The organism is Achromobacter seleniivolatilans (genome assembly GCF_030864005.1).
GTDB lineage: Bacteria > Pseudomonadota > Gammaproteobacteria > Burkholderiales > Burkholderiaceae_B > Achromobacter > Achromobacter seleniivolatilans.
Genome location: NZ_CP132976.1, coordinates 4,135,665 through 4,154,386, shown reverse-complemented (window position 1 = coordinate 4,154,386; position 18,722 = coordinate 4,135,665). Strand labels below are relative to the sequence as shown.

Sequence of the window (18,722 nt, the reverse complement as noted above, 5' to 3'; positions counted from 1 at the left end):
TATACGAGCGGCGACGCCGCTCACTGAAATATGGCCTGACCGGCCAGGAGTTAACCATGAATGCAGTGACCGAAACCGTCGACCTGCAGGCTGCGCCGCCTGCCCCCCTGGTATTTACTGACTCGGCTGCCGCCAAAGTGAAAGACCTGTTGCTCGAAGAAGGCAACCCTGAGCTGAAGCTCCGTGTATTTGTGCAGGGCGGCGGCTGTTCGGGCTTTCAGTACGGTTTTACGTTCGACGAAGTCGTGAACGAAGACGACACCGTGCTGGACAAGGCTGGCGTGCAACTGCTCGTCGATCCGATGAGCTTCCAGTACCTGGTCGGCGCTGAGATCGACTACAAGGAAGACCTGGAAGGCGCGCAGTTCGTCATCCGCAACCCCAACGCCAGCACCACCTGCGGCTGCGGTTCCTCGTTCTCGGTCTAAGACTCAACCGAACGCGAAGTAAAAAGCCCTTCGGCAATCCGAAGGGCTTTTTGTTGGCCTATTGATCAACGGTTTGATCACCCCATCCTTCGATCGCAGGATGGGTTTCTCGCGTCGAAACACCGCATATTTCTTTGGGCTTTGCGCGTGGTGCATCCACCCTACGACGGGTAGAGGGCGCCCAGGATTCGAGCGCCGCGTGCGCCTGTCACTTCGGGCAGTCCGGCAGCAATACGATGCGTGAACGCATGCGCCAGCCACGCAAAGGCTAATGCTTCGACCTCTTGCGCCGGCACGCCCAGCGCGTCGGTCGGATGGACAGGGCGCTGCAAGCAGTACGCCAATTCGCGCATGAGACCCGCATTACGGGCACCGCCGCCGCATACGTAGACCTCTTGAACCGCCGCTGCTGCGGCCTCGATGGCGTTGGCTACGGTTCGGGCAGTTAAACGTTGCAGAGTGGCCTGCACGTCCTGCGGGGCGGGCTTCGGTCCGTCGAACATCGCCAGGCGTTCATCCAGCCACCGCATGCTGAAAAGGTCCCGTCCGGTGGATTTGGGCGGAGTCAGGGCGAACCAGGGTTCGCTGGCAATCAACTGTTCCAGCAAGGAAGCAAGCACCTGGCCTGTGGCGGCCCAGCGGCCGTCGGCATCATAAGGTTTGCCCAGATGCCGCTGACACCAGCCATCCATCAGAACGTTCGCGGGGCCAGTGTCAAAGCCACGCACGGGCTGTCCGGGCTGTAGCAGTGTCACGTTAGCGATGCCGCCTAGATTGAGTACGGCACGTCCGTGGCCGGTCCCAAAAATCGCGGCATGAAACGGCGGCACCAGCGGTGCGCCTTGGCCGCCCGCGGCGACGTCGCGGCTGCGGAAGTCCGCCACCACATCGATCCCGGTCAGTTCTGCGAGCAGGGCGGGCGCATTCAATTGCACGGTGTAGCCGTTGTCAGGCCGGTGCCGCACGGTCTGGCCGTGCGCGCCAATGGCGATTACGTCGTGGGCTGGGACACCAGCATCTTGGAGCAGGGTGGCGACGGCCTGGGCATACACGCGGACCAAGGCGTTTGACGCCAGCGCGGCGCGCGCCAGTTCGTCATCGCCCGCCTGATTCAAGGCCAGCAATTCGCGCCGCAAGTTCTCGGGCATGGGCAAGCTCGCGCTTGCCAGCATGTGCGGCGCCTGATGGTCTGCCAGGCGCACCAGCACGCCATCGACGCCATCAACGCTAGTGCCGGACATCAAGCCGATGTAGAGCCCCGCGCCTTGCGCAGGCTGGGGGCCGCGCGCGGTAGATGGGGCTGCGGTGTGTAGAGGGTCTGCCATGAGGGTCCGCCTAAAGAAAAAGGCGGTCCGGCATCGATGTGCGCGGACCGCCTTCTTGGTGCGTCATGCCGACGGGGCTGTCTAGCGGCTGGCCACGTTGGTCAGCGAGTCGGGAAGGGTCTGCTGGAACTCGGTCAGCAGCTGAATCTGCTGCTTGTACGGAGCCACGGCCTGATTGAACGCGCGAACTTCCGCGGGTTCCAGAGCGCGAGCGACGGGCAGGTCCACAGCCAGCGGGTCGATCGGCTGATTATCCACGCGGAACTCATAATGCAGGTGCGGGCCGGTAGCCCAGCCGGTGGAACCGACATAACCCAGCAACTGGCCTTGCGAGATCTTCGAGCCCTTGGTGATGCCTTCGGCAATGCGGCTCTGGTGAGCGTACAGCGTCGAGTACTTGCCGTGATGCTTCACGATGACCACGTTGCCGTAGCCGTTCTGCCATCCCGAGAATTCGACCGTGCCATCGGCGGTGGAGTGGATCGGCGTGCCAGTCGGCGCGGCGTAATCCACGCCCTTGTGGCCCGTCCAGGTCTTGTGGATGGGGTGCATCCGCATGCCGAACGTCGAGCTGATCCGGCTGAACTTCAGGGCGGTACGCAGGAACGCGCCGCGCAGGCTGGTGCCGTCGAAGTCGTAGTACGAACCGCTTTTCTCGTCGGGGCTGAACCAGACAGCGCTGTAGGTCTTGCCGCCGTTGATGAATTCCAGGGCCAGCACGCGGCCAGCGCCGGCGTAGCGGCCGTCGTGCGAACGCACTTCGTAGACCACGCGGAACTGATCGCCTTGGCGCAGATCGCGCAGGAAGTCGATCTTGGCGCTGAGGATGTCGGCCATCTGCATGGTGACCGAATCGGGGATGCCAGCGGCGTCCGTTGCGCCAAACAGTGAAGACTTGATCGTGCCCACGGCGACGCGGGTCTGGCGATCAGTGCTTTCAGTGACTTCTTCAGCCTTGTAGCTGTCGCCCGCAGGCGCAACGTGCAGCATGCGCGTCACGACCTGGCCATCCGTCTCGTTGCCGGGCGTGTGGATGTAACGCAGCCAGATCAGATTGCCTTGCTCGTCCGTCGCGGCTTGCACCGAGCGGCCCGGGTACAGCTTGTAGATGCTGCGGGCGCTGGCGTCGTGCGTCAGGAAGGTCTGAAGGTTGGGGGCGTCCAGCTCCAGGCGTTGCAGCACCGCAGCCAGCGTGTCGCCGGCACGAATGCGGGTCTCGCTGATGTACGGCGCGGCGCTCGGGCTGCTGACTTCGACTTGGTCGGCGGTCAGTGGCAAGACGCTTTGGATGATGCGGGTCTGGGGAAGTTCAGTGCGGTCAGGTTGCTGCACCATGCCTAGAGCGGCGGCGCCTGCAAACAGACCGATTGCGCTGACGAGAAGCGTGCGGCGGAAAAGTCCCGAGCGATGGGGCTTGGGCTCAACGGGCGCAAACAGGGCAGCAACTTTGCGTTTGATGCTACTCGCCAGTTCGTGGAGGCCACGATTCATCGTGAAGATACCCTCTCAGGTGGCTTGAGCTCGCAGGGTGCGTGACACGAACGGCCCCCGCGCGCCACGTTTTCCGGGGCAAGGGCTGGCGCGGGGCGCAACTTGTGAACAACGGGTGGTAGGCCGAAGCAACTGCGTATATATGACAGTTGCGTATGATTAGGGCGTTATCCTAGCCGATTAGGCTAGAATTTTCGATAGTTTTCGTCACTTTTTACACCTTTTTGTCGGCTGAAGCCGCTTTGGTCCCCCTGCCATGTCACCCTCAGAAGCCCCTATTACTCCCGAAGTTGAAGCTGATCTGCGTATAGCCAAGCGCGGATGCGATGAGCTGCTGGTTGAAGCGGAATTTGCCCGCAAGCTGGCCAAGAGCCGCGCCACCGGCGTGCCTCTGCGCATCAAACTGGGGCTGGATCCCACCGCGCCGGACATCCACCTGGGTCACACCGTGGTGCTGAACAAGATGCGCCAGCTGCAGGATCTGGGTCACAACGTCATTTTCTTGATTGGCGATTTCACCTCCACCATTGGAGACCCCAGCGGCCGCAACAGCACGCGTCCGCCGCTCACGCGCGAACAGATCGAATCCAATGCCAAGACCTACTATGCGCAGGCTAGTTTGGTGCTGGACCCGGCGCGCACCGAGATCCGTTACAACTCTGAGTGGTGCGATCCGCTGGGCGCACGCGGCATGATTCAGCTGGCCTCCCGTTACACGGTGGCCCGCATGATGGAACGCGAAGACTTCACCAAGCGGTTCAAGGGCGGCATCCCGATCTCGGTACATGAATTTTTGTATCCGCTGATGCAGGGTTACGACTCGGTGGCGCTTAAGTCCGATCTGGAGCTGGGGGGCACCGATCAGAAGTTCAACCTGCTGGTTGGACGCGAGCTGCAAAAAGAGTATGGCCAGGAGCCGCAGTGCATCTTGACGATGCCGCTGCTGGTTGGCACCGACGGCGTAGAGAAAATGTCCAAGTCCAAGGGCAACTACATCGGTATTTCGGAGTCGCCCGATTCGATGTTCGGCAAGCTCATGTCGATTTCCGACACGCTGATGTGGCGCTATTTCGAATTGCTGTCCTTCCGCACCCTGGAAGACATCGCGGGTCTCAAGCAAGAGATCGATGGCGGCCGCAACCCGCGGGATGCGAAAGTGATGCTGGCTCAGGAAATCATCACCCGCTTCCATTCCGCGAAGGCAGCGGAGGATGCGCTGGCCTCGTTCGAAGCCCGTTTCCGCGATGGCGCCATTCCGGAAGATATGCCCGAAGTGAATATCGGCGGCGCGCCGGTGGGAATTTTGAAATTGTTGCGCGAAGCGGGGCTGGTCGCGTCTGGGTCAGAAGCGCAGCGCAACGTGGAGCAGGGCGGCGTGCGCGTGAATGGCGATCGCGTGGAAGACAAATCGTTGCAATTGCCGGCGGGGACTTACGTTGTTCAGGTGGGCAAGCGCAAGTTCGCCCGTGTTAACTTGAACTCGTAAGTGCGAAGTTTGATACGCTGAGGGTACAGACAGGGGCAAGGACGCCTTTCTCGGCACTTCAAGGAGCACGACATGAAACTCTCGAGTTTGTCTTTTTCCGATCACGAGTCAATTCCCGAACGCTACGCTTTCGGCAGGATTGATGCGCAATCGCACGTCGCGCTGGCAGACAACTACAACCCGCAGTTTTCCTGGGACGATGTTCCGGCGGGAACGCAGTCGTTTGCGCTGATCTGTCACGACCCCGACGTGCCTTCCCGGCCCGATGACGTCAACCAGGACGGCCGTGAAGTGCCGGCCGATCTGCCACGCGTGGATTTCTTCCATTGGGTGCTGGTGGACCTGGCGGCCGACATGCGAGACATCGAGGAAGGCGCCTTTTCCAATGGCATTACGCCACGCGGAAAGGGCGGCCCCTTGGCGCCGCTGGATGCGCGCCAAGGCATCAATTCGTATTCCTCATGGTTCGCCAATGACCACGACATGAGCGGCGACTACTTCGGTTACGACGGCCCATGCCCGCCCTGGAACGATGCAATCGTGCATCGCTACGTGTTCACGCTGTACGCGCTGGATGTGCCCAGCCTGAATCTGAATGGCGCGTTCACGGGCGACGACGCGCTGCGGGCCATGCAAAAACACGTGCTGGCGCAGGCATCGATTACGGGTACCTACACCTTGAATCCCAGGCTGGCGCCGAAGCAAATCGGAGCTACGTCCACCTGACAACTGCTACGCCGTGATCAAGGGCCGCAAATTGCGGCCTTTTTTTCGTCTGCTCAGTTCGCCACAGCTGAGGGCGCGAAGCTGCGGTCGACCGTATTGCCGTTGGTCTTCCATTCAGGTCCAAATTGACCGGATGCGGGTTGGATTTGCTGGAATAGGACTAGCCCGGTATGGATAGTCCCGTTACAGCCTTGAAGGTAGCTGACGCCATTTCCATTTCGGTATAAAATTTTATACATTATGGTTTCGCATGGCATCGGAAAAGGCAATTATTTGGATCGGCTCTTCATACTCGGATCTGCTGAAATTTCCGGGCGATGTCCGGCGCCAAGCGGGTTTTCAATTGAGCAAGATCCAATGGGGGTTGGAACCTGATGATTGGAAGGCGTTTGATAACGCCGGAAGCGGCTTGCGAGAAATACGAATTCGAGAGCTCGCTGGCGAATTTCGCATCATGATAGTCGCCAAGTTTGAAGAGGCACTCTACGTCTTGCATTGCTTTCATAAGACGTCCCGTGCCACCAGTCATCGCGACAAGGACATCGTGAGCGCGCGCTATCGGGCAGTGCTCAATGCACGGAGAGGCGGGAAATGAAGGACATCGATACTGAAATTCGCCGTGTGACCCCGGCGGGAGCCAATATTTTCCTGGAATTAGGATTTCCGCCTGTCGAGGCCGACCGCCTGCTTGCCGCGTCCAACAAGCAGATCAACGACGCGAAAGCCTTGAAAGAGCAACTAATGGCTGAGCTGGCGTCTTGGATTGAACAACATCATTTGAAGCAGGCTGAGGCCGCTCAAATTCTGATGATCTCTCGGCCGCGCGTGTCCGATGTCGTGAACAAGAAAACCGCCAAGTTCACCATGGACGCTTTGGTGGAGATGCTTGGGCGTGCCGGCAAAGCGATTCAGCTCAACGTGACAACGGCTACGCCATGATCAAGGGCCGCAAATTGCGGCCTTTTTTTTCGTGGGCTGATTCGTGCCGCAGTTCAGGTCGTTAACCGGCAGACCGCTTCAACCGCAGCAGCGCCAAGCCAAACGCGACAAAAATAGATCCGACCAGGCGATTTAGCCACACCACAATCCGGGGCTGGCGCAGCAGGCCGCGGGCGCGGCGGGCCAGCGCACCGTAGGTCAGCAGGGATACCAGCGACATGGCCATGAAGATGCCGGTCAGGATGAAGAACTGCGGCAGCAAGGGTTCGTGCGCGTTCAGAAATTGTGGAAACAACGCGGTAAAAAACAGGATGGGCTTGGGATTCATGGCGGCCACGAACGTGGCTTCCAGGTACAGACGGCCGGGGCGGCGCTGCATCGTGGCGGTCGCCAAGTCGTCCGGCGGCGCAATATGGGCGCGCCCGAGCAGGTGGCGCAGGCCTACATAGATCAGATAGGCGGCGCCTGCCACTTTCAAGATTGTGAATAACATGGCCGACGATTGCAGCACCACGCCCAGGCCCAACATGGCCGCCGCTGACAGCAGGAACAGACCGGTGACATTTCCCAGTGTGGACGGCACCACCGCGCGCACGCCACCCGCCGCGCCATTGCGAATCGCCAGCATGGTGGCGGGACCGGGACTGATGACGCTTGCTGCGGCTACTAGCGAGTAGGTTATGAGAGTGGCGGTTTGCATGAAAGTTTCTCAAGTCGGATTGAGAGGGGTTTCCGGGCGCGCGGCGATAGCGTGGTTTTCGTGCCCATCGGCGTTATTTTGCCCAGGTTCAGCGCATTTTGGCGGCAATTCATTCCGTGTGACGCGGTAAACTATCCAGCATTCTCCGGGTTTACCCACCCGACGCAGTTTTCCCCTCTCTTACCGCCTCAGGAAACCCCCGTCATGTTTGACCGCAACCTCACCCTGTCCAAGGCTGACCCGGACGTTTGGGCCGCCATCCAGAAGGAAGACGTTCGCCAAGAGCAGCACATTGAGCTGATCGCTTCGGAGAACTACGCCAGCCCGGCCGTCATGGAAGCCCAAGGCACGCAGCTTACGAACAAGTACGCCGAAGGCTATCCGGGCAAGCGCTACTACGGCGGTTGCGAATACGTGGACGTGGTTGAACAACTGGCCATCGACCGCCTGAAGGAAATCTTCGGCGCCGAAGCTGCCAACGTGCAGCCGAACTCCGGTTCGCAGGCCAACCAAGGCGTGTACATGGCTGTGCTCAAGCCGGGCGACACCGTGCTGGGCATGAGCCTGGCTGAAGGCGGCCACCTGACGCACGGCGCGTCGGTCAACGCTTCGGGCAAGCTGTACAACTTCATCTCGTACGGTCTGGACGCCGATGAAGTCCTGAACTACGACCAAGTCGAACAACTGGCCAAAGAACACAAGCCCAAGCTGATCGTGGCTGGCGCTTCGGCTTACGCCCTGCATATCGACTTCGAACGCATGGCCCGCATTGCCCGTGAAAACGGCGCGCTGTTCATGGTCGACATCGCTCACTACGCCGGTCTGGTCGCCGGCGGCGCCTACCCCAACCCGGTTCCGCACGCTGACTTCGTCACCTCGACGACGCACAAGTCGCTGCGCGGTCCGCGCGGCGGCGTCATCATGATGAAGGCCGAGCACGAGAAGATCATCAACTCGGCAATCTTCCCCGGCATCCAAGGCGGTCCGCTGATGCACGTCATCGCTGGCAAGGCCGTGGCGTTCAAGGAAGCGCTGGAACCCAGCTTCAAGGACTACGCGCAGCAAGTGGTCAAGAACGCCAAGGTGCTGGCTGACACGCTGGTCAAGCGCGGCCTGCGCATTGTGTCTGGCCGTACTGAAAGCCACGTCATGCTGGTGGACCTGCGTTCCAAGGGCATCACGGGCAAGGAAGCGGAAGCCGTTCTGGGCCAGGCCCACATCACGGTCAACAAGAACGCGATCCCGAATGATCCGGAAAAGCCCTTCGTGACCAGCGGCATCCGTCTGGGCACGCCGGCAATGACGACCCGTGGTTTCACGGAAGCCGACGCCGAACTGACCGCCAACCTGATCGCCGACGTGCTGGACAATCCGCGTGATGAAGCCAACATTGCCGCCGTACGCGCTCGCGTCAACGAATTGACTTCGCGTCTGCCGGTTTACGGCACGAAGTAAGCAGGCTTGCTCGGCGGAGCGTAGCTACGCCGAAAAGTACTGATCCAAAGGGACGGCCCCGTCAGGCGCCGTCCCTTTGCTTTACGACCAGCGGGCGCTATGCTCGAGCGGACTCGCCCATAATAAAAGGGACGAATTAGTCATATTGGCGCTATCCAAGGGTCGGATCGTTACAATATGCTTAATTATTGCTATTCACGTCTTTAGGGAACACACATGCGGTGTCCATTTTGCGGCAATGCCGACACGCAGGTCGTTGATAGCCGCGTCTCGGAAGAAGGGGACGCCATTCGCCGTCGCCGCCGCTGCCAGTCCTGTGACAAGCGGTTCACGACCTACGAACGGGTAGAACTCGCCCTGCCTTCGGTCGTGAAGCGCAATGGCAGCCGCAGCGAATATGATCCAACCAAATTGCGCGCCAGCCTGAGTCTGGCGCTGCGCAAGCGTCCCGTCAGCACAGAAGACGTGGATGCCGCCGTGGCACGCATTGAAGAACAACTGTTGGCCACAGGCCTGCGTGAGGTGCCGACAGAGCACATTGGCGAGCTCGTCATGAACGAACTGCGCAAGCTGGACAAGGTGGCGTATGTGCGGTTTGCCTCGGTCTATAAAAGCTTTGAGGACATCGGCGAATTCGTCGAGGCCATCCGCGAAATGCAAGGCCCGTTGCTGCCTGGCAAGCTGCGCAAGGAATAAGCGGCATCGGCCAAGCTGGACCATAACGGCGCTTCGGCGCCGTTATGGCATGGGCGCCGCCCGTGCCAGGCTTGGTGTCAGCGGTTGGAATTTGCGCCATACGCGGCGCATGTGCTGGGCCGAGCTGAACCCTGTTTTTTCCGCCACCCGTTCCAGGTCCAGCCGGGTTTCACGCAGCAGGTCACGAGCCAGCGCAACACGTATCTGATAGAGATAGTCCATGGGCGTGCAGCCCGCGTGTTCATGGAACAGCCGCGTCAGGTGACGCGCGCTGGTGTGTGCGTGGTCCGCCAACGATTGCGCGGACCAGGGCGCGGCGGGGTTGCGCACGACGGCGTCCTGCACCCGATGTACGCCGGGGTGCATGTGGCTGCGATGTTCCAGCCACGGTGACAAGGTGGAATCCGTTCCGGCCCGGCGTTGGTAGACCACCATGTCGCGGGCCACTTCGCCCGCCACTCGCGGCCCGCAATGGCGAGACACCATGTGCAACGCCAGATCAATACCCGCCGTGATGCCAGCGCTGCTGACCAGGTTGCCATCTTCCACAAAAATGCGGTTGTCCTGTACGCGGGCGCTGGGGTCAAGGCCCGCAAGTTGATCCAGACAAGAGTGGTGCGTGGTGCATTCGCGCTGACGGGTCAGCCCGGCAGCGGCGGCAAACAAGGCGCCCGCGCAGACCGTCATCAGCGTGAAGCCGTCTGCGGGGTGGCGGACAGCCAGCCAGTCAATAATGGCGTGCGCATCCGGATCTTGCAGCTCGGTGTGCTTGCCCACTACCCCTGAAATGATGACCAGGGCATGGGCCGGCAGCGCGGCGGGCAGGGGCTGGATATGCGCCAGATGCAGTCCGGCAATGCCGCTTTCCACGTCGGAGGACGGGCCGCAGAAGTGCTGTTCGAACGTGCCGGGGCACAGCTTGTTGGCGACCCGGAAGGCCTCGGCAGGACCGGCAAGGTCCAGCAGCACGATGCCTCGCGGCAGCACGAAGTAAACGGGAATCATGCTGCCGCCGGGGTGGGTCAGGCGGTCAGCGCGTCAGCGGCGCGGACAATACGGGCGAAGCGGCCTTGCAGCACCAGCTCGGTATGGTCGCGAATTTCGGCGGGTGAGTAATGCTTGCCGGACGGGCTTTGCATGGCGAACGTCAGGGTGGCGTCGGTCGGAAACACGACTTTAAACCCCGCATCGCTGGCATGGCGCGACGTGGTTTCGCAGCATTGCTCGGTGCGGATGCCGCTGACGATAATGCCTTCAATGCCGTTGTCCCGAAGCCAGTCATGCAGCGTGGCGCCGTCGGCGCCCTTGGCGTATAGCGACGAATGCACCGTTTTGTGGAACACGGCTGCCGGGGCAATGCGCAGTTCCTTGAGCGTCTTGACGTGGCCGGAGGCCAAAGAAAAAGGGTTGGCGGGATCGTCAGAGGGGCTGGTATGGAACACTTGCAGTACCGGAATGCCCTGCGCGGTGGCCGAATCGATCAGCCCCTGGATCTGCGCGACGAATGCCGGATATTCGGTTTCATCCCAAAACGGACGTTGCCGGAATGAGTCTTGTACGTCGATGACGATCAGTGCTTGTTTCATGTTCCGGGCTCCAGGCCAAGGTTTTCAAAGGGTACGGACATCATTTTCACGCAGACATGAGCCTGGTGCGAGTCCGCCCAGAGACCTTGATCAGTCAAAAACGGACATTTAATAACGATACCCATCGTACCAACATGGCGCCTTGCCCGGTTGCGCCACGCCAGACATACAATTCCTGCCATGACGAAAGCAAGCGAATCCGACGATATCTACTGGATGCAGCGCGCTCTGGCGCTGGCCGAGAGCGTGCTGTACACAACGGCGCCCAACCCTCGGGTCGGGTGCGTCATTGTGCGCGACGGCCGTGTGCTGGGCGAGGGGGCGACGCAGCCTCCGGGCGGCCCCCATGCCGAAGTTTGCGCCTTGCGCGATGCAGAGGGCCGTCAGGAATCGGTTGAGGGCGCGACGCTCTATGTCACGCTGGAACCGTGCAGCCATTTCGGCCGCACGCCGCCTTGCGTGGACGCTGTGCTGGCCGCCCGGCCGGCGCGAGTGGTCGTGGCGATTGGCGACCCCAATCCGCTGGTCAATGGGCAGGGGCTGGCGCGCCTGCGTGCCGCCGGCATCGAGGTTACGACGGGCGTATGCGCCCCAGAGGCGCTGGCCCTCAACGCCGGCTTCATTTCGCGTATGAGCCGGGGCTTGCCTTGGGTATGGATGAAGATGGCGGCATCCCTGGACGGCCGCAGCGCGCTGCATAACGGCCTGTCGCAGTGGATTACCGGCCCGGAGGCTCGCGCGGACGGGCATCGCTGGCGTGCCCGCAGCTGCGTTGTGCTGACGGGTATGGGCACGATATTGAAAGACGATCCTCAACTGAATGTGCGCAGTGTGGAGACACCGCGTCAGCCGCGTAAGGCGGTGGTGGACGGCCGTTTCGAAATACCCGAAGACGCCCGTCTGTTCGACGGCGCTGAGGTCATTGTCTTCACCGCCCGCGAGGACGCGGCCAAGAGCGAACGGCTGGCGCAGCAAAACGCGCGGGCCGTCTATCTGCCGGGCAACGCGCCGGATCGGGTGGATCTGCCCGCGATGATGCGCTGGTTCGCGCAGGAACAGTTCAACGAAGTCCATGTCGAGGCCGGCGCGGGTTTGAGCGGCGCGCTGGTGTCCGCGGGATGCGTAGACGAGTTGCTGCTGTATCTGGCGCCCGTGTTGCTGGGGGACGCCGCTGGCATGGTGCGGCTACCGATGCTGACTCATCTGGACGGCGCCCAACGCTACGAATTCATCGACACCAGCGCGGTGGGACAAGACCTGCGGCTGCGCGCCAGAGTGGCCGAAAACTGGCGGCAGTTGATGCAGCGCGTGGCGTTGCCCGCGCTTTCCTAAGCCTGCCCGTCAGACTTGAGGCGGCGGGACGCGCTGACGTTGTTACGCCACGCGAACACGCAAGCAGCGCTCGCCGCCAGAATCAGCAGCCCCGCAGACCACAACAACCCGCTATGGTCGCGCCGCAGGCGTTCCCAGGCTTTCCAGGCCTGCGTGTAATGGAACCACGCCGCCGCTTGAAAGTCGGGTTCCGGGCATTCACGCCCGAATCCCCCTGCAAAGGGCACTTGCGCACCCAGTTCTATATATTGCAGATACACCTTGGATGCGCGCTCCGGCGAGTCGTCGATGATGTACCGGGCGCCATGGCACAGTACGGCGGCGAAGGCCTGCGACCGGTTAGGCAGCATTTCGGATGCTTTCAGCGCGTGATCGGTTGCGATCTGGCGATAGTGAAAGCGCGAGTAGGGCTTGGCTTCACTGGCGGCAAAGCGCAGGCGCTCATCTGTCGTCACCAACGGGCCGGGCAGCGCGGCTTCAGCGCGCTTTGCCGGCGTGTCCAGGAGCGGCTGCGAGCCATTGCCATCATCGCTTTGCCGCCAAGGTTCCGGGCTGCGCCCCGCACCGTAGGTGTAGTTGCCGTCGTAGACCGCGAAATCGGGAGATTGTTCGTAGCCCATGATCTCCAAGCCATTGCGCCGCGCCAGCCGTCCGGCCTCGAACCACGCTTGTGCCCGTGCTGTTCTGCCCCAAGCGTTGTCCGCCTTTTTCAAGGTGGCGGTGTACTGCGCGGCATGTTGGCGGCTGGTGGATGGCACAACCCGCCACTTTTCACCGTCAGACGTCAGCGTGGCAAAACGTGCATCGGCGTCGGCGGGAAAGTAAGGCAAGGCCAAATCCATGCGGCCTTCGCGCATCAGCCGCCGTGCCAGCAATTCCCGTAGCCGGTCGGCGACCGGGATGGGGTTTTTCACCTGCCACGCATAAAAATGCTCGTAGTCGAAGTGCAGGAAACCGGCGGGAACCGGCGGCATGGCCGAAGCGGGCGCCTGCTGGTCCACATAGGTTTTGAGTTCATCGGCAGTCAGCACCCGTTCGGCCACGTACGCGGCATCGTTCCAATAGGGAGCCAGTTGCCAGCCATCGTCCAGCAGGGAGTTGGCGTCACTCTGGCTTGCGGCATGCAGGAGTTGATCCAGAGCTTCCACGTACTGGCCGCGCGATAGAGCCAGCACGCCTTGCTCGGCCTTGAGCCGCACCATGCCCGATGCCTCAATGCTATCGTCGTTACGCGGAAATGCGGCCGCCGCTCGGGCATAGGCTTGCGCAGCTTGCTGCATATCGCCTTGGCGGATTGCCAGCTTGGCGCGAATCCACCATGCCAGAGCCGTGTCGAGTCTGCTCGCCAACGCTTGCGCCAGGTCGTAGCGGCCAACGCGGTAAGCCAAAGCCGCGACGCGGTCAGCGTCTTGAATGCGGCGCACATCCTGGGTGTCCAGTGCCTTGACCAACGCCTGCAAGACAGGATTTGGGGTGACGTTCGGAGTGCCTGTTGCGGCGTCTGCATACCCCCGCTGGCCGGTAGTGTCGAAGGTCGCAAAGGTGTCGAAGGCGCTGTCCGGCTTGCCGTCGACAATATCGCCAACCCGCGAGAGCGCGTAGGCCACCAGCAGGCGTTGCGATATTGGATCATCGATCAGCCTGCTGGCGCGCGCCGGCGCGCTCAGGGCCCAATCCGCAACAAGCCGCAGCGACGCCTGTCCGTCGGAGGAGCCGCGAGCGGCTTGTTCTGCATATAGCCGGATAGCTTCTTTCAATGCCGATGCGGATAGGTCATCGGTACACGGCGCGCCGTTGACGAGATCTAGGTACGTACACATCCCTTCGGGTCCCGCCAGATATTGGCGGGCTTGTTGGCCGTAACTGGCAAGCGCCAGCCCCAGAGGATCTTGCGCGCCGTCCCGGACCAGTTGCCGAATGCGGGCATAGGCTTGCGATGAAATATCAAGCGGCTTCGCACCGGTGTCCTCTGTTAGCCCGTCCCCTATTTCGGCAAGCATATAGGCAGCCCATGCGCTACGTGCTGACCCTTCGGCAGTTGGCAAATCAAGAATGGCTTGCAAGCGAGCGCGTGCCCGCGAGATCGCAGCATCGCGGTCCGGGAGCGCTGTCGCACGAATGTCTACGGCCGCAGCGGTGTATAGACGGGCAGCTTCGGGCAGAGCCGCGCCTGCCGCATAGGCCTGATCGCCATCGGGTAATGCGCGCATGGCGCGCGCGATGGCGCACTGTTCCGGGGTAAGTGCGCCGTCGAAATCTTCCGGTATGGCGTCTGAGCGGTAGCTGCCGTCAGGGAGTAATCCTGATTCGCGCGCTTGCAGCTTGTCCGAGGGCACAACCAGATGCGAGGCTTCAAAACGGAAGGAGTTGGCGGGCGTGCTGTAGAGCGTGCCGCTGCGGTCATCCAGCAGTTGAGCGGGAAAATCCGGCCCGCAGGCGACAACGATACCGGCGGCAATAGCACCCGTCAGCAAGACAAATTTGGCAAGCGATTTACGGTTGTACATGAAAGGCGGTAGGTGGGGTTTCACAGCGTATCCAGCCGATATTGCGTTGACTGCCGGCGCGCAGCAAGCCGTCTTGCCCGCGGCGCAAATACAGTCCTTCAGCATCGCGTTCAAGGGTATAGCCGTTAATGCCGTCCGCCGCTCGGCAAACGCCGTTCCAACGGATCGTGAAGGGCAATGCGGAGTCAGCGTTGCCGGTGTTCGACAGCATCAGGTCCTGCGTACGGCCGCCAGTAAGGGGCCGCATGCTGACATCCAACGCCGGCTGTAGCGGTTGGCGCAGCAGCACGGCGCGCCAGGTGGCCAGGCTCCAGGCGCGTTCATCTTGCATGGTGGGCAAGCGGAACCAGACAATACCGGCCAGTCCATCCGGGCGTGTGCGATGAATGAGATCGGAAAATGCCGCCATGGCGGCGGGCGTCGCTACGAGTTCACTCGCCCGATTCCCAGATTGCAGCGCAGGCCGCTCACTTTCAATCGCAGCAATATTGCCGTCTTCGTCCCAAGTGACTCGGCTGCCGTAAGTCGGCAGCGCCACGCGCCAGGGCCGGCTGGTGTGTTTGGCAAAAGCGCTCAGCCACGTTTGGGCGCGTTTGGCGTCGAACAATCCTTGCGTGGGATTCAGGACCGCATGCACTTGCAATACCGCTTCGTCAGGAATCTTTAGCAAAGCGTCTAGCTCAGAACTGGTCAGCCAGGTGGGTAAGGCAGTGATCGACAGGTCCAGATCTGCATTCAGGCGACCCTTCAATGCGGTCAGGAACGCGGCATAAGCGGCAAGTTTCGACGTGGCGCAGTCATAGTCGATTTCGACGCCGGTCACGCTAACACCGGCGTTGCGCCATGCGTCGCGGGCGGCGGCAATGCGCGCAAACGTGTCGTCTACGTCCAGCGTATCGATCCGGCCATCCAACCGGAACACCATGATGACCGGGCGTTTAGCGGCTTTTAGCGCTTCCAGGTTGGGCGCCGCGTCAAACCATCGGCCGCCCGCAGTCTTTTCGGCGGCCAGTACGCGCCAGGCCCGCACGGCGCTGGCGCCTTCGGCCAAGGCTTGCGCGACCGCTGGCTGCCAGCTTCGTTGCCAGACATAAGCATCGTTGGACAAGTCTTGCGCGGGCTTGCCGCATGCCATCAAGGTCAGCAGCAAAGCGGCAGCACACACCGCGGCCCCGCGCTTTCTCGCCGGAACGGCAAGGGTTTTGATCGACCTGATGGCGTGCTGCAAGCGAAGCAACATGACGCAAGAAAGAGGGGGTTGCGAAGTTTGAATGACGCCATGCAGGTTAAGGCGTTTTTTCAGATGCGTGATTCTATCGTTGAACCCGATGTGATGCTGGACAGGCTTCTGGTCTTTTCTTGCAGGTACCCGTGCTGCGGCAAGGGGTACTAGCACTCTGCACGCTTGGCTGCCAATCGCGCGAAAGCACCTGGAAATAAGGCTTGCTTGAAGACTTCCAACAATTGAAGCCGCAGTGATGACACCAAGTTTGCGAGCGATTCCAGCGCGTAAAAGTTATGTCGAAATCGTTATCACTTTTTTGGGCAAAGCTGCAAATGAATTGCCACAAAAACGTCAATTGGCTTTAGCATAGGTCTATGACTTGGCGCTAAGTGCTTACGGACTTCACCGTGCAGAACCACGCGCCCTCGTCACCACGGATTCCCGTGCCGCGATTTCGGTGCTTTTCATAACCGGACCGGCACGTTGCTGAACGCAGACGCATAGCGCCGTTCAGACCGTTCGCTGCCATCGCATAGCGGGCGCATCGGGTTTACGCCCGAATCATAAGAATCCATCGGGATATCGCTCATCCCTTCAAAACATTGCTGACCATTTCACAAGCGGCTGCATCAACCGTGCGTGCTACAGCGATAAGCTGAAGGCGTTTAGCGTACTTATTCACGTAAGTTGCATTCGCTGACGGAACTTGTGTCCGAAGGGTGCAGCCTAAATGGAAAGGGTCCCAACGTGCTACATGGATGATGTGTGGCGAAAGCAACATTACATCTGGCCGACAATGCTTATCGCTAGTTTGTCTAGTAAAGCGCTAGCACTGAGGCACAATGGGGACACGTAGGGACGTACTGAATTTTTCGCGTGTTGTAGGAGGTTTCCGTGCATAACATCGTCGAAGGCTTCAAGTCGCAGTATGCAAGAGAGCAAGAGTCAGAGCTTTCCCTTGAGGAATATCTGGCCCTTGCCAAACGCGACCCCATGGCATACGCCAGCCCCGCTGAGCGCATGTTGGCAGCGATCGGCGATCCCGAAATCGTGGATACGCGCAACGACCAGCGGCTGTCCCGTTTGTTTTCCAACCGTACGATCCGGCGCTACCCAGCGTTTCAGGAGTTCTACGGCATGGAAGATGTGATCGGGCAGATCGTTGCGTTCTTCAAGCATGCCGCTCAAGGATTGGAAGAGCGCAAGCAAATCCTTTATTTGCTGGGCCCCGTTGGCGGCGGCAAGTCGTCCATTGCCGAACGCCTCAAGGTGCTGATGGAGAGCTATCCCATCTATGCCTTGAAGGGATCACCGGTGAATGAGTCGCCGCTGGGCTTGTTCCATCCAGAGCGTTTTGGCGACACCCTGGAAAAGGAATACGGCATTCCTCGGCGCTACCTGAGCGGCATCATGTCGCCTTGGGCGATAAAGCGCTTGAAGGAATTCGACGGCGATATTTCGCAATTCCGCGTTGTGCGCCTGAACCCTTCGGTGCTGCGCCAGATCGCGATTGCGAAGACCGAGCCGGGCGATGAGAACAACCAGGACATCTCGTCTTTGGTGGGTAAGGTCGATATCCGCAAGCTGGACCGTCACTCGCAGGATGACCCTGACGCGTACAGCTACTCGGGCGGGTTGTGCCTGGCCAACCAAGGGCTGCTTGAGTTCGTGGAAATGTTCAAGGCCCCGATCAAGATGCTGCATCCTTTGTTGACCGCAACTCAGGAAGGCAACTTCAAGGGCACGGAAGGATTCTCTGCGATTCCGTTCAACGGCACGATCCTTGCTCACTCGAACGAATCAGAGTGGCAGACCTTCCGCAACAACAAGCACAACGAAGCGTTCCTTGACCGTATCTATATCGTCAAGGTGCCTTACTGCTTGCAGGTGGCTGAAGAAGTCCGCATCTACGAAAAGCTGCTGCATCACAGCTCGCTGTCCGCCGCGCCGTGCGCGCCCGGAACGCTGGACATGATGGCGCAATTCTCGGTGTTGACCCGCCTGAAGGAACCTGAAAACTCCAGCATCTACTCGAAGCTGCGCGTGTACGACGGCGAAAGCCTGAAGGACGTAGACCCGAAGGCCAAGGCCTTGCAGGAATACAAGGACTACGCCGGCACGGACGAAGGCATGAACGGGGTGTCGACGCGCTTCGCGTACAAAATCCTGTCCAGCGTCTTCAACTACGACCAAACGGAAGTGGCCGCCAACCCCGTGCATCTGATGTACGTGCTTGAGCAACGTATTGGCCGCGAAGACTACCCGGACGAAATCCGTCGCCGCTACCTGGAATTCATCAAGGGATTCCTGGCCCCGCGTTATGCGGAGTTCATCGGCAAGGAAATCCAAACGGCTTATCTGGAGTCGTATTCCGAATATGGCCAGAACATCTTTGACCGCTACGTAACCTTTGCCGATTGCTGGATTCAGGACGAGGAATTCCGCGACCCTGAAACCGGTGAAAGCTTTGATCGCGGCGCGTTGAATGACGAGCTGGAGAAAATCGAGAAACCAGCGGGCATCGCGAACCCGAAGGACTTCCGAAACGAGATCGTGAACTTCGTGCTGCGGGCGCGTGCCAACAACAATGGCCGCAATCCCACCTGGACCAGCTATGAAAAGCTGCGCGAAGTGATCGAGAAGAAGATGTTCTCGAATACGGAAGATCTGTTGCCGGTGATTTCGTTCAACGCCAAGGCATCGGCCGAGGACAAGTCCAAACATCAGAGCTTCGTGGATCGCATGGTGGATAAGGGCTACACGGAAAAGCAGGTCAGGCTGCTGTGCGAGTGGTACCTCCGTGTGAGGAAATCTTCCTGAGCGAGG

16 protein-coding genes are annotated in these 18,722 nt (G+C 60.5%); 9 read left to right on the top strand and 7 right to left on the bottom strand.

Annotated features, from left to right (window positions below):
* Window positions 1-56 precede the first annotated feature (56 nt).
* A complete protein-coding gene (gene erpA, locus RAS12_RS18750; RefSeq protein WP_306937975.1) occupies window positions 57-428 on the top strand; it encodes an iron-sulfur cluster insertion protein ErpA in 372 nt (123 codons plus the stop codon).
* A gap of 161 nt (window positions 429-589) precedes the next feature.
* On the opposite strand, the gene RAS12_RS18745 is transcribed toward erpA, so the two are convergent.
* Both RAS12_RS18745 and RAS12_RS18740 read right to left on the bottom strand, forming a co-directional pair.
* Window positions 590-1,753: an anhydro-N-acetylmuramic acid kinase gene (locus tag RAS12_RS18745; RefSeq protein ID WP_306937973.1), complete on the bottom strand. Its 1,164-nt coding sequence runs from the start codon at window positions 1,751-1,753 to the stop codon at window positions 590-592.
* Between the two features lie 81 nt (window positions 1,754-1,834).
* A complete protein-coding gene (locus tag RAS12_RS18740) occupies window positions 1,835-3,244 on the bottom strand; it encodes a M23 family metallopeptidase (RefSeq protein ID WP_306937971.1) in 1,410 nt (469 codons plus the stop codon).
* A 256-nt stretch (window positions 3,245-3,500) separates the two neighbouring features.
* Between RAS12_RS18740 and tyrS the strand changes: the two genes are divergently transcribed.
* From tyrS to RAS12_RS18720, 4 genes are all read left to right on the top strand, one after another.
* On the top strand, window positions 3,501-4,730 hold the full coding sequence (tyrS, locus tag RAS12_RS18735; protein WP_306937970.1) for a tyrosine--tRNA ligase: 1,230 nt from the start codon (window positions 3,501-3,503) through the stop codon (window positions 4,728-4,730).
* A 72-nt stretch (window positions 4,731-4,802) separates the two neighbouring features.
* The gene (locus RAS12_RS18730) at window positions 4,803-5,456 is read left to right on the top strand and encodes a YbhB/YbcL family Raf kinase inhibitor-like protein (protein WP_306937968.1); all 654 of its coding nucleotides are present in this window, start codon (window positions 4,803-4,805) and stop codon (window positions 5,454-5,456) included.
* Between the two features lie 250 nt (window positions 5,457-5,706).
* Window positions 5,707-6,051, top strand: coding sequence for a type II toxin-antitoxin system RelE/ParE family toxin (locus tag RAS12_RS18725; protein ID WP_306937966.1), 345 nt, complete (start codon window positions 5,707-5,709; stop codon window positions 6,049-6,051).
* Window positions 6,048-6,395, top strand: a complete 348-nt coding sequence (locus RAS12_RS18720) for a helix-turn-helix domain-containing protein (protein WP_306937965.1) — start codon at window positions 6,048-6,050, stop codon at window positions 6,393-6,395. Before RAS12_RS18725 ends, RAS12_RS18720 begins: the two co-directional genes overlap by 4 nt.
* A gap of 61 nt (window positions 6,396-6,456) precedes the next feature.
* Here the strand turns inward: RAS12_RS18720 and RAS12_RS18715 are convergent, their stop codons facing one another.
* Entirely contained in the window at window positions 6,457-7,095 is a 639-nt protein-coding gene (locus RAS12_RS18715) for a LysE family translocator (RefSeq protein ID WP_306937963.1), read from the bottom strand.
* Window positions 7,096-7,299: 204 nt separating this feature from the next.
* Between RAS12_RS18715 and glyA the strand changes: the two genes are divergently transcribed.
* Window positions 7,300-8,550, top strand: a complete 1,251-nt coding sequence (gene glyA, locus RAS12_RS18710) for a serine hydroxymethyltransferase (protein WP_306937962.1) — start codon at window positions 7,300-7,302, stop codon at window positions 8,548-8,550.
* A gap of 216 nt (window positions 8,551-8,766) precedes the next feature.
* Window positions 8,767-9,246: a transcriptional regulator NrdR gene (nrdR, locus tag RAS12_RS18705; protein WP_306937961.1), complete on the top strand. Its 480-nt coding sequence runs from the start codon at window positions 8,767-8,769 to the stop codon at window positions 9,244-9,246.
* A 42-nt stretch (window positions 9,247-9,288) separates the two neighbouring features.
* Here the strand turns inward: nrdR and RAS12_RS18700 are convergent, their stop codons facing one another.
* Together RAS12_RS18700 and RAS12_RS18695 are read right to left on the bottom strand one after the other, a co-directional pair.
* Window positions 9,289-10,251 carry a GlxA family transcriptional regulator gene (locus RAS12_RS18700; RefSeq protein ID WP_306937960.1) on the bottom strand — a complete coding sequence of 321 codons (963 nt, stop codon included), beginning with the start codon at window positions 10,249-10,251 and terminating at the stop codon, window positions 9,289-9,291.
* 17 nt (window positions 10,252-10,268) lie between these two features.
* The gene (locus RAS12_RS18695; protein ID WP_306937958.1) at window positions 10,269-10,832 is read right to left on the bottom strand and encodes a cysteine hydrolase family protein; all 564 of its coding nucleotides are present in this window, start codon (window positions 10,830-10,832) and stop codon (window positions 10,269-10,271) included.
* Between the two features lie 180 nt (window positions 10,833-11,012).
* On the opposite strand from RAS12_RS18695, the gene ribD reads away from it, so the two are divergent.
* Window positions 11,013-12,164, top strand: a complete 1,152-nt coding sequence (gene ribD, locus RAS12_RS18690; RefSeq protein WP_306937956.1) for a bifunctional diaminohydroxyphosphoribosylaminopyrimidine deaminase/5-amino-6-(5-phosphoribosylamino)uracil reductase RibD — start codon at window positions 11,013-11,015, stop codon at window positions 12,162-12,164.
* Here ribD and RAS12_RS18685 read toward each other — a convergent pair.
* Complete coding sequence (locus tag RAS12_RS18685) at window positions 12,161-14,695, bottom strand: hypothetical protein (protein WP_306937954.1); 2,535 nt, start codon at window positions 14,693-14,695, stop codon at window positions 12,161-12,163. The two genes, ribD and RAS12_RS18685, sit on opposite strands and share 4 nt — an antisense overlap.
* Entirely contained in the window at window positions 14,658-15,836 is a 1,179-nt protein-coding gene (locus RAS12_RS18680) for a DUF3142 domain-containing protein (RefSeq protein WP_306937952.1), read from the bottom strand. The genes RAS12_RS18685 and RAS12_RS18680 overlap by 38 nt, the downstream gene beginning before the upstream one ends.
* A gap of 963 nt (window positions 15,837-16,799) precedes the next feature.
* Between RAS12_RS18680 and RAS12_RS18675 the strand changes: the two genes are divergently transcribed.
* Entirely contained in the window at window positions 16,800-18,716 is a 1,917-nt protein-coding gene (locus RAS12_RS18675; protein WP_371321307.1) for a PrkA family serine protein kinase, read from the top strand.
* Window positions 18,717-18,722: the final 6 nt, after the last annotated feature.

Excerpts from the sequence above, each read along its gene's own strand:
- erpA (WP_306937975.1), top strand. The coding sequence starts at position 57 with ATGAATGCAGTGACCGAAACCGTCGACCTGCAGGCTGCGCCGCCTGCC.
- RAS12_RS18745 (WP_306937973.1), bottom strand. The coding sequence starts at position 1,753 with ATGGCAGACCCTCTACACACCGCAGCCCCATCTACCGCGCGCGGCCCC.
- RAS12_RS18740 (WP_306937971.1), bottom strand. The coding sequence starts at position 3,244 with ATGAATCGTGGCCTCCACGAACTGGCGAGTAGCATCAAACGCAAAGTT.
- tyrS (WP_306937970.1), top strand. The coding sequence starts at position 3,501 with ATGTCACCCTCAGAAGCCCCTATTACTCCCGAAGTTGAAGCTGATCTG.
- RAS12_RS18730 (WP_306937968.1), top strand. The coding sequence starts at position 4,803 with ATGAAACTCTCGAGTTTGTCTTTTTCCGATCACGAGTCAATTCCCGAA.
- RAS12_RS18725 (WP_306937966.1), top strand. The coding sequence starts at position 5,707 with ATGGCATCGGAAAAGGCAATTATTTGGATCGGCTCTTCATACTCGGAT.
- RAS12_RS18720 (WP_306937965.1), top strand. The coding sequence starts at position 6,048 with ATGAAGGACATCGATACTGAAATTCGCCGTGTGACCCCGGCGGGAGCC.
- RAS12_RS18715 (WP_306937963.1), bottom strand. The coding sequence starts at position 7,095 with ATGCAAACCGCCACTCTCATAACCTACTCGCTAGTAGCCGCAGCAAGC.
- glyA (WP_306937962.1), top strand. The coding sequence starts at position 7,300 with ATGTTTGACCGCAACCTCACCCTGTCCAAGGCTGACCCGGACGTTTGG.
- nrdR (WP_306937961.1), top strand. The coding sequence starts at position 8,767 with ATGCGGTGTCCATTTTGCGGCAATGCCGACACGCAGGTCGTTGATAGC.
- RAS12_RS18700 (WP_306937960.1), bottom strand. The coding sequence starts at position 10,251 with ATGATTCCCGTTTACTTCGTGCTGCCGCGAGGCATCGTGCTGCTGGAC.
- RAS12_RS18695 (WP_306937958.1), bottom strand. The coding sequence starts at position 10,832 with ATGAAACAAGCACTGATCGTCATCGACGTACAAGACTCATTCCGGCAA.
- ribD (WP_306937956.1), top strand. The coding sequence starts at position 11,013 with ATGACGAAAGCAAGCGAATCCGACGATATCTACTGGATGCAGCGCGCT.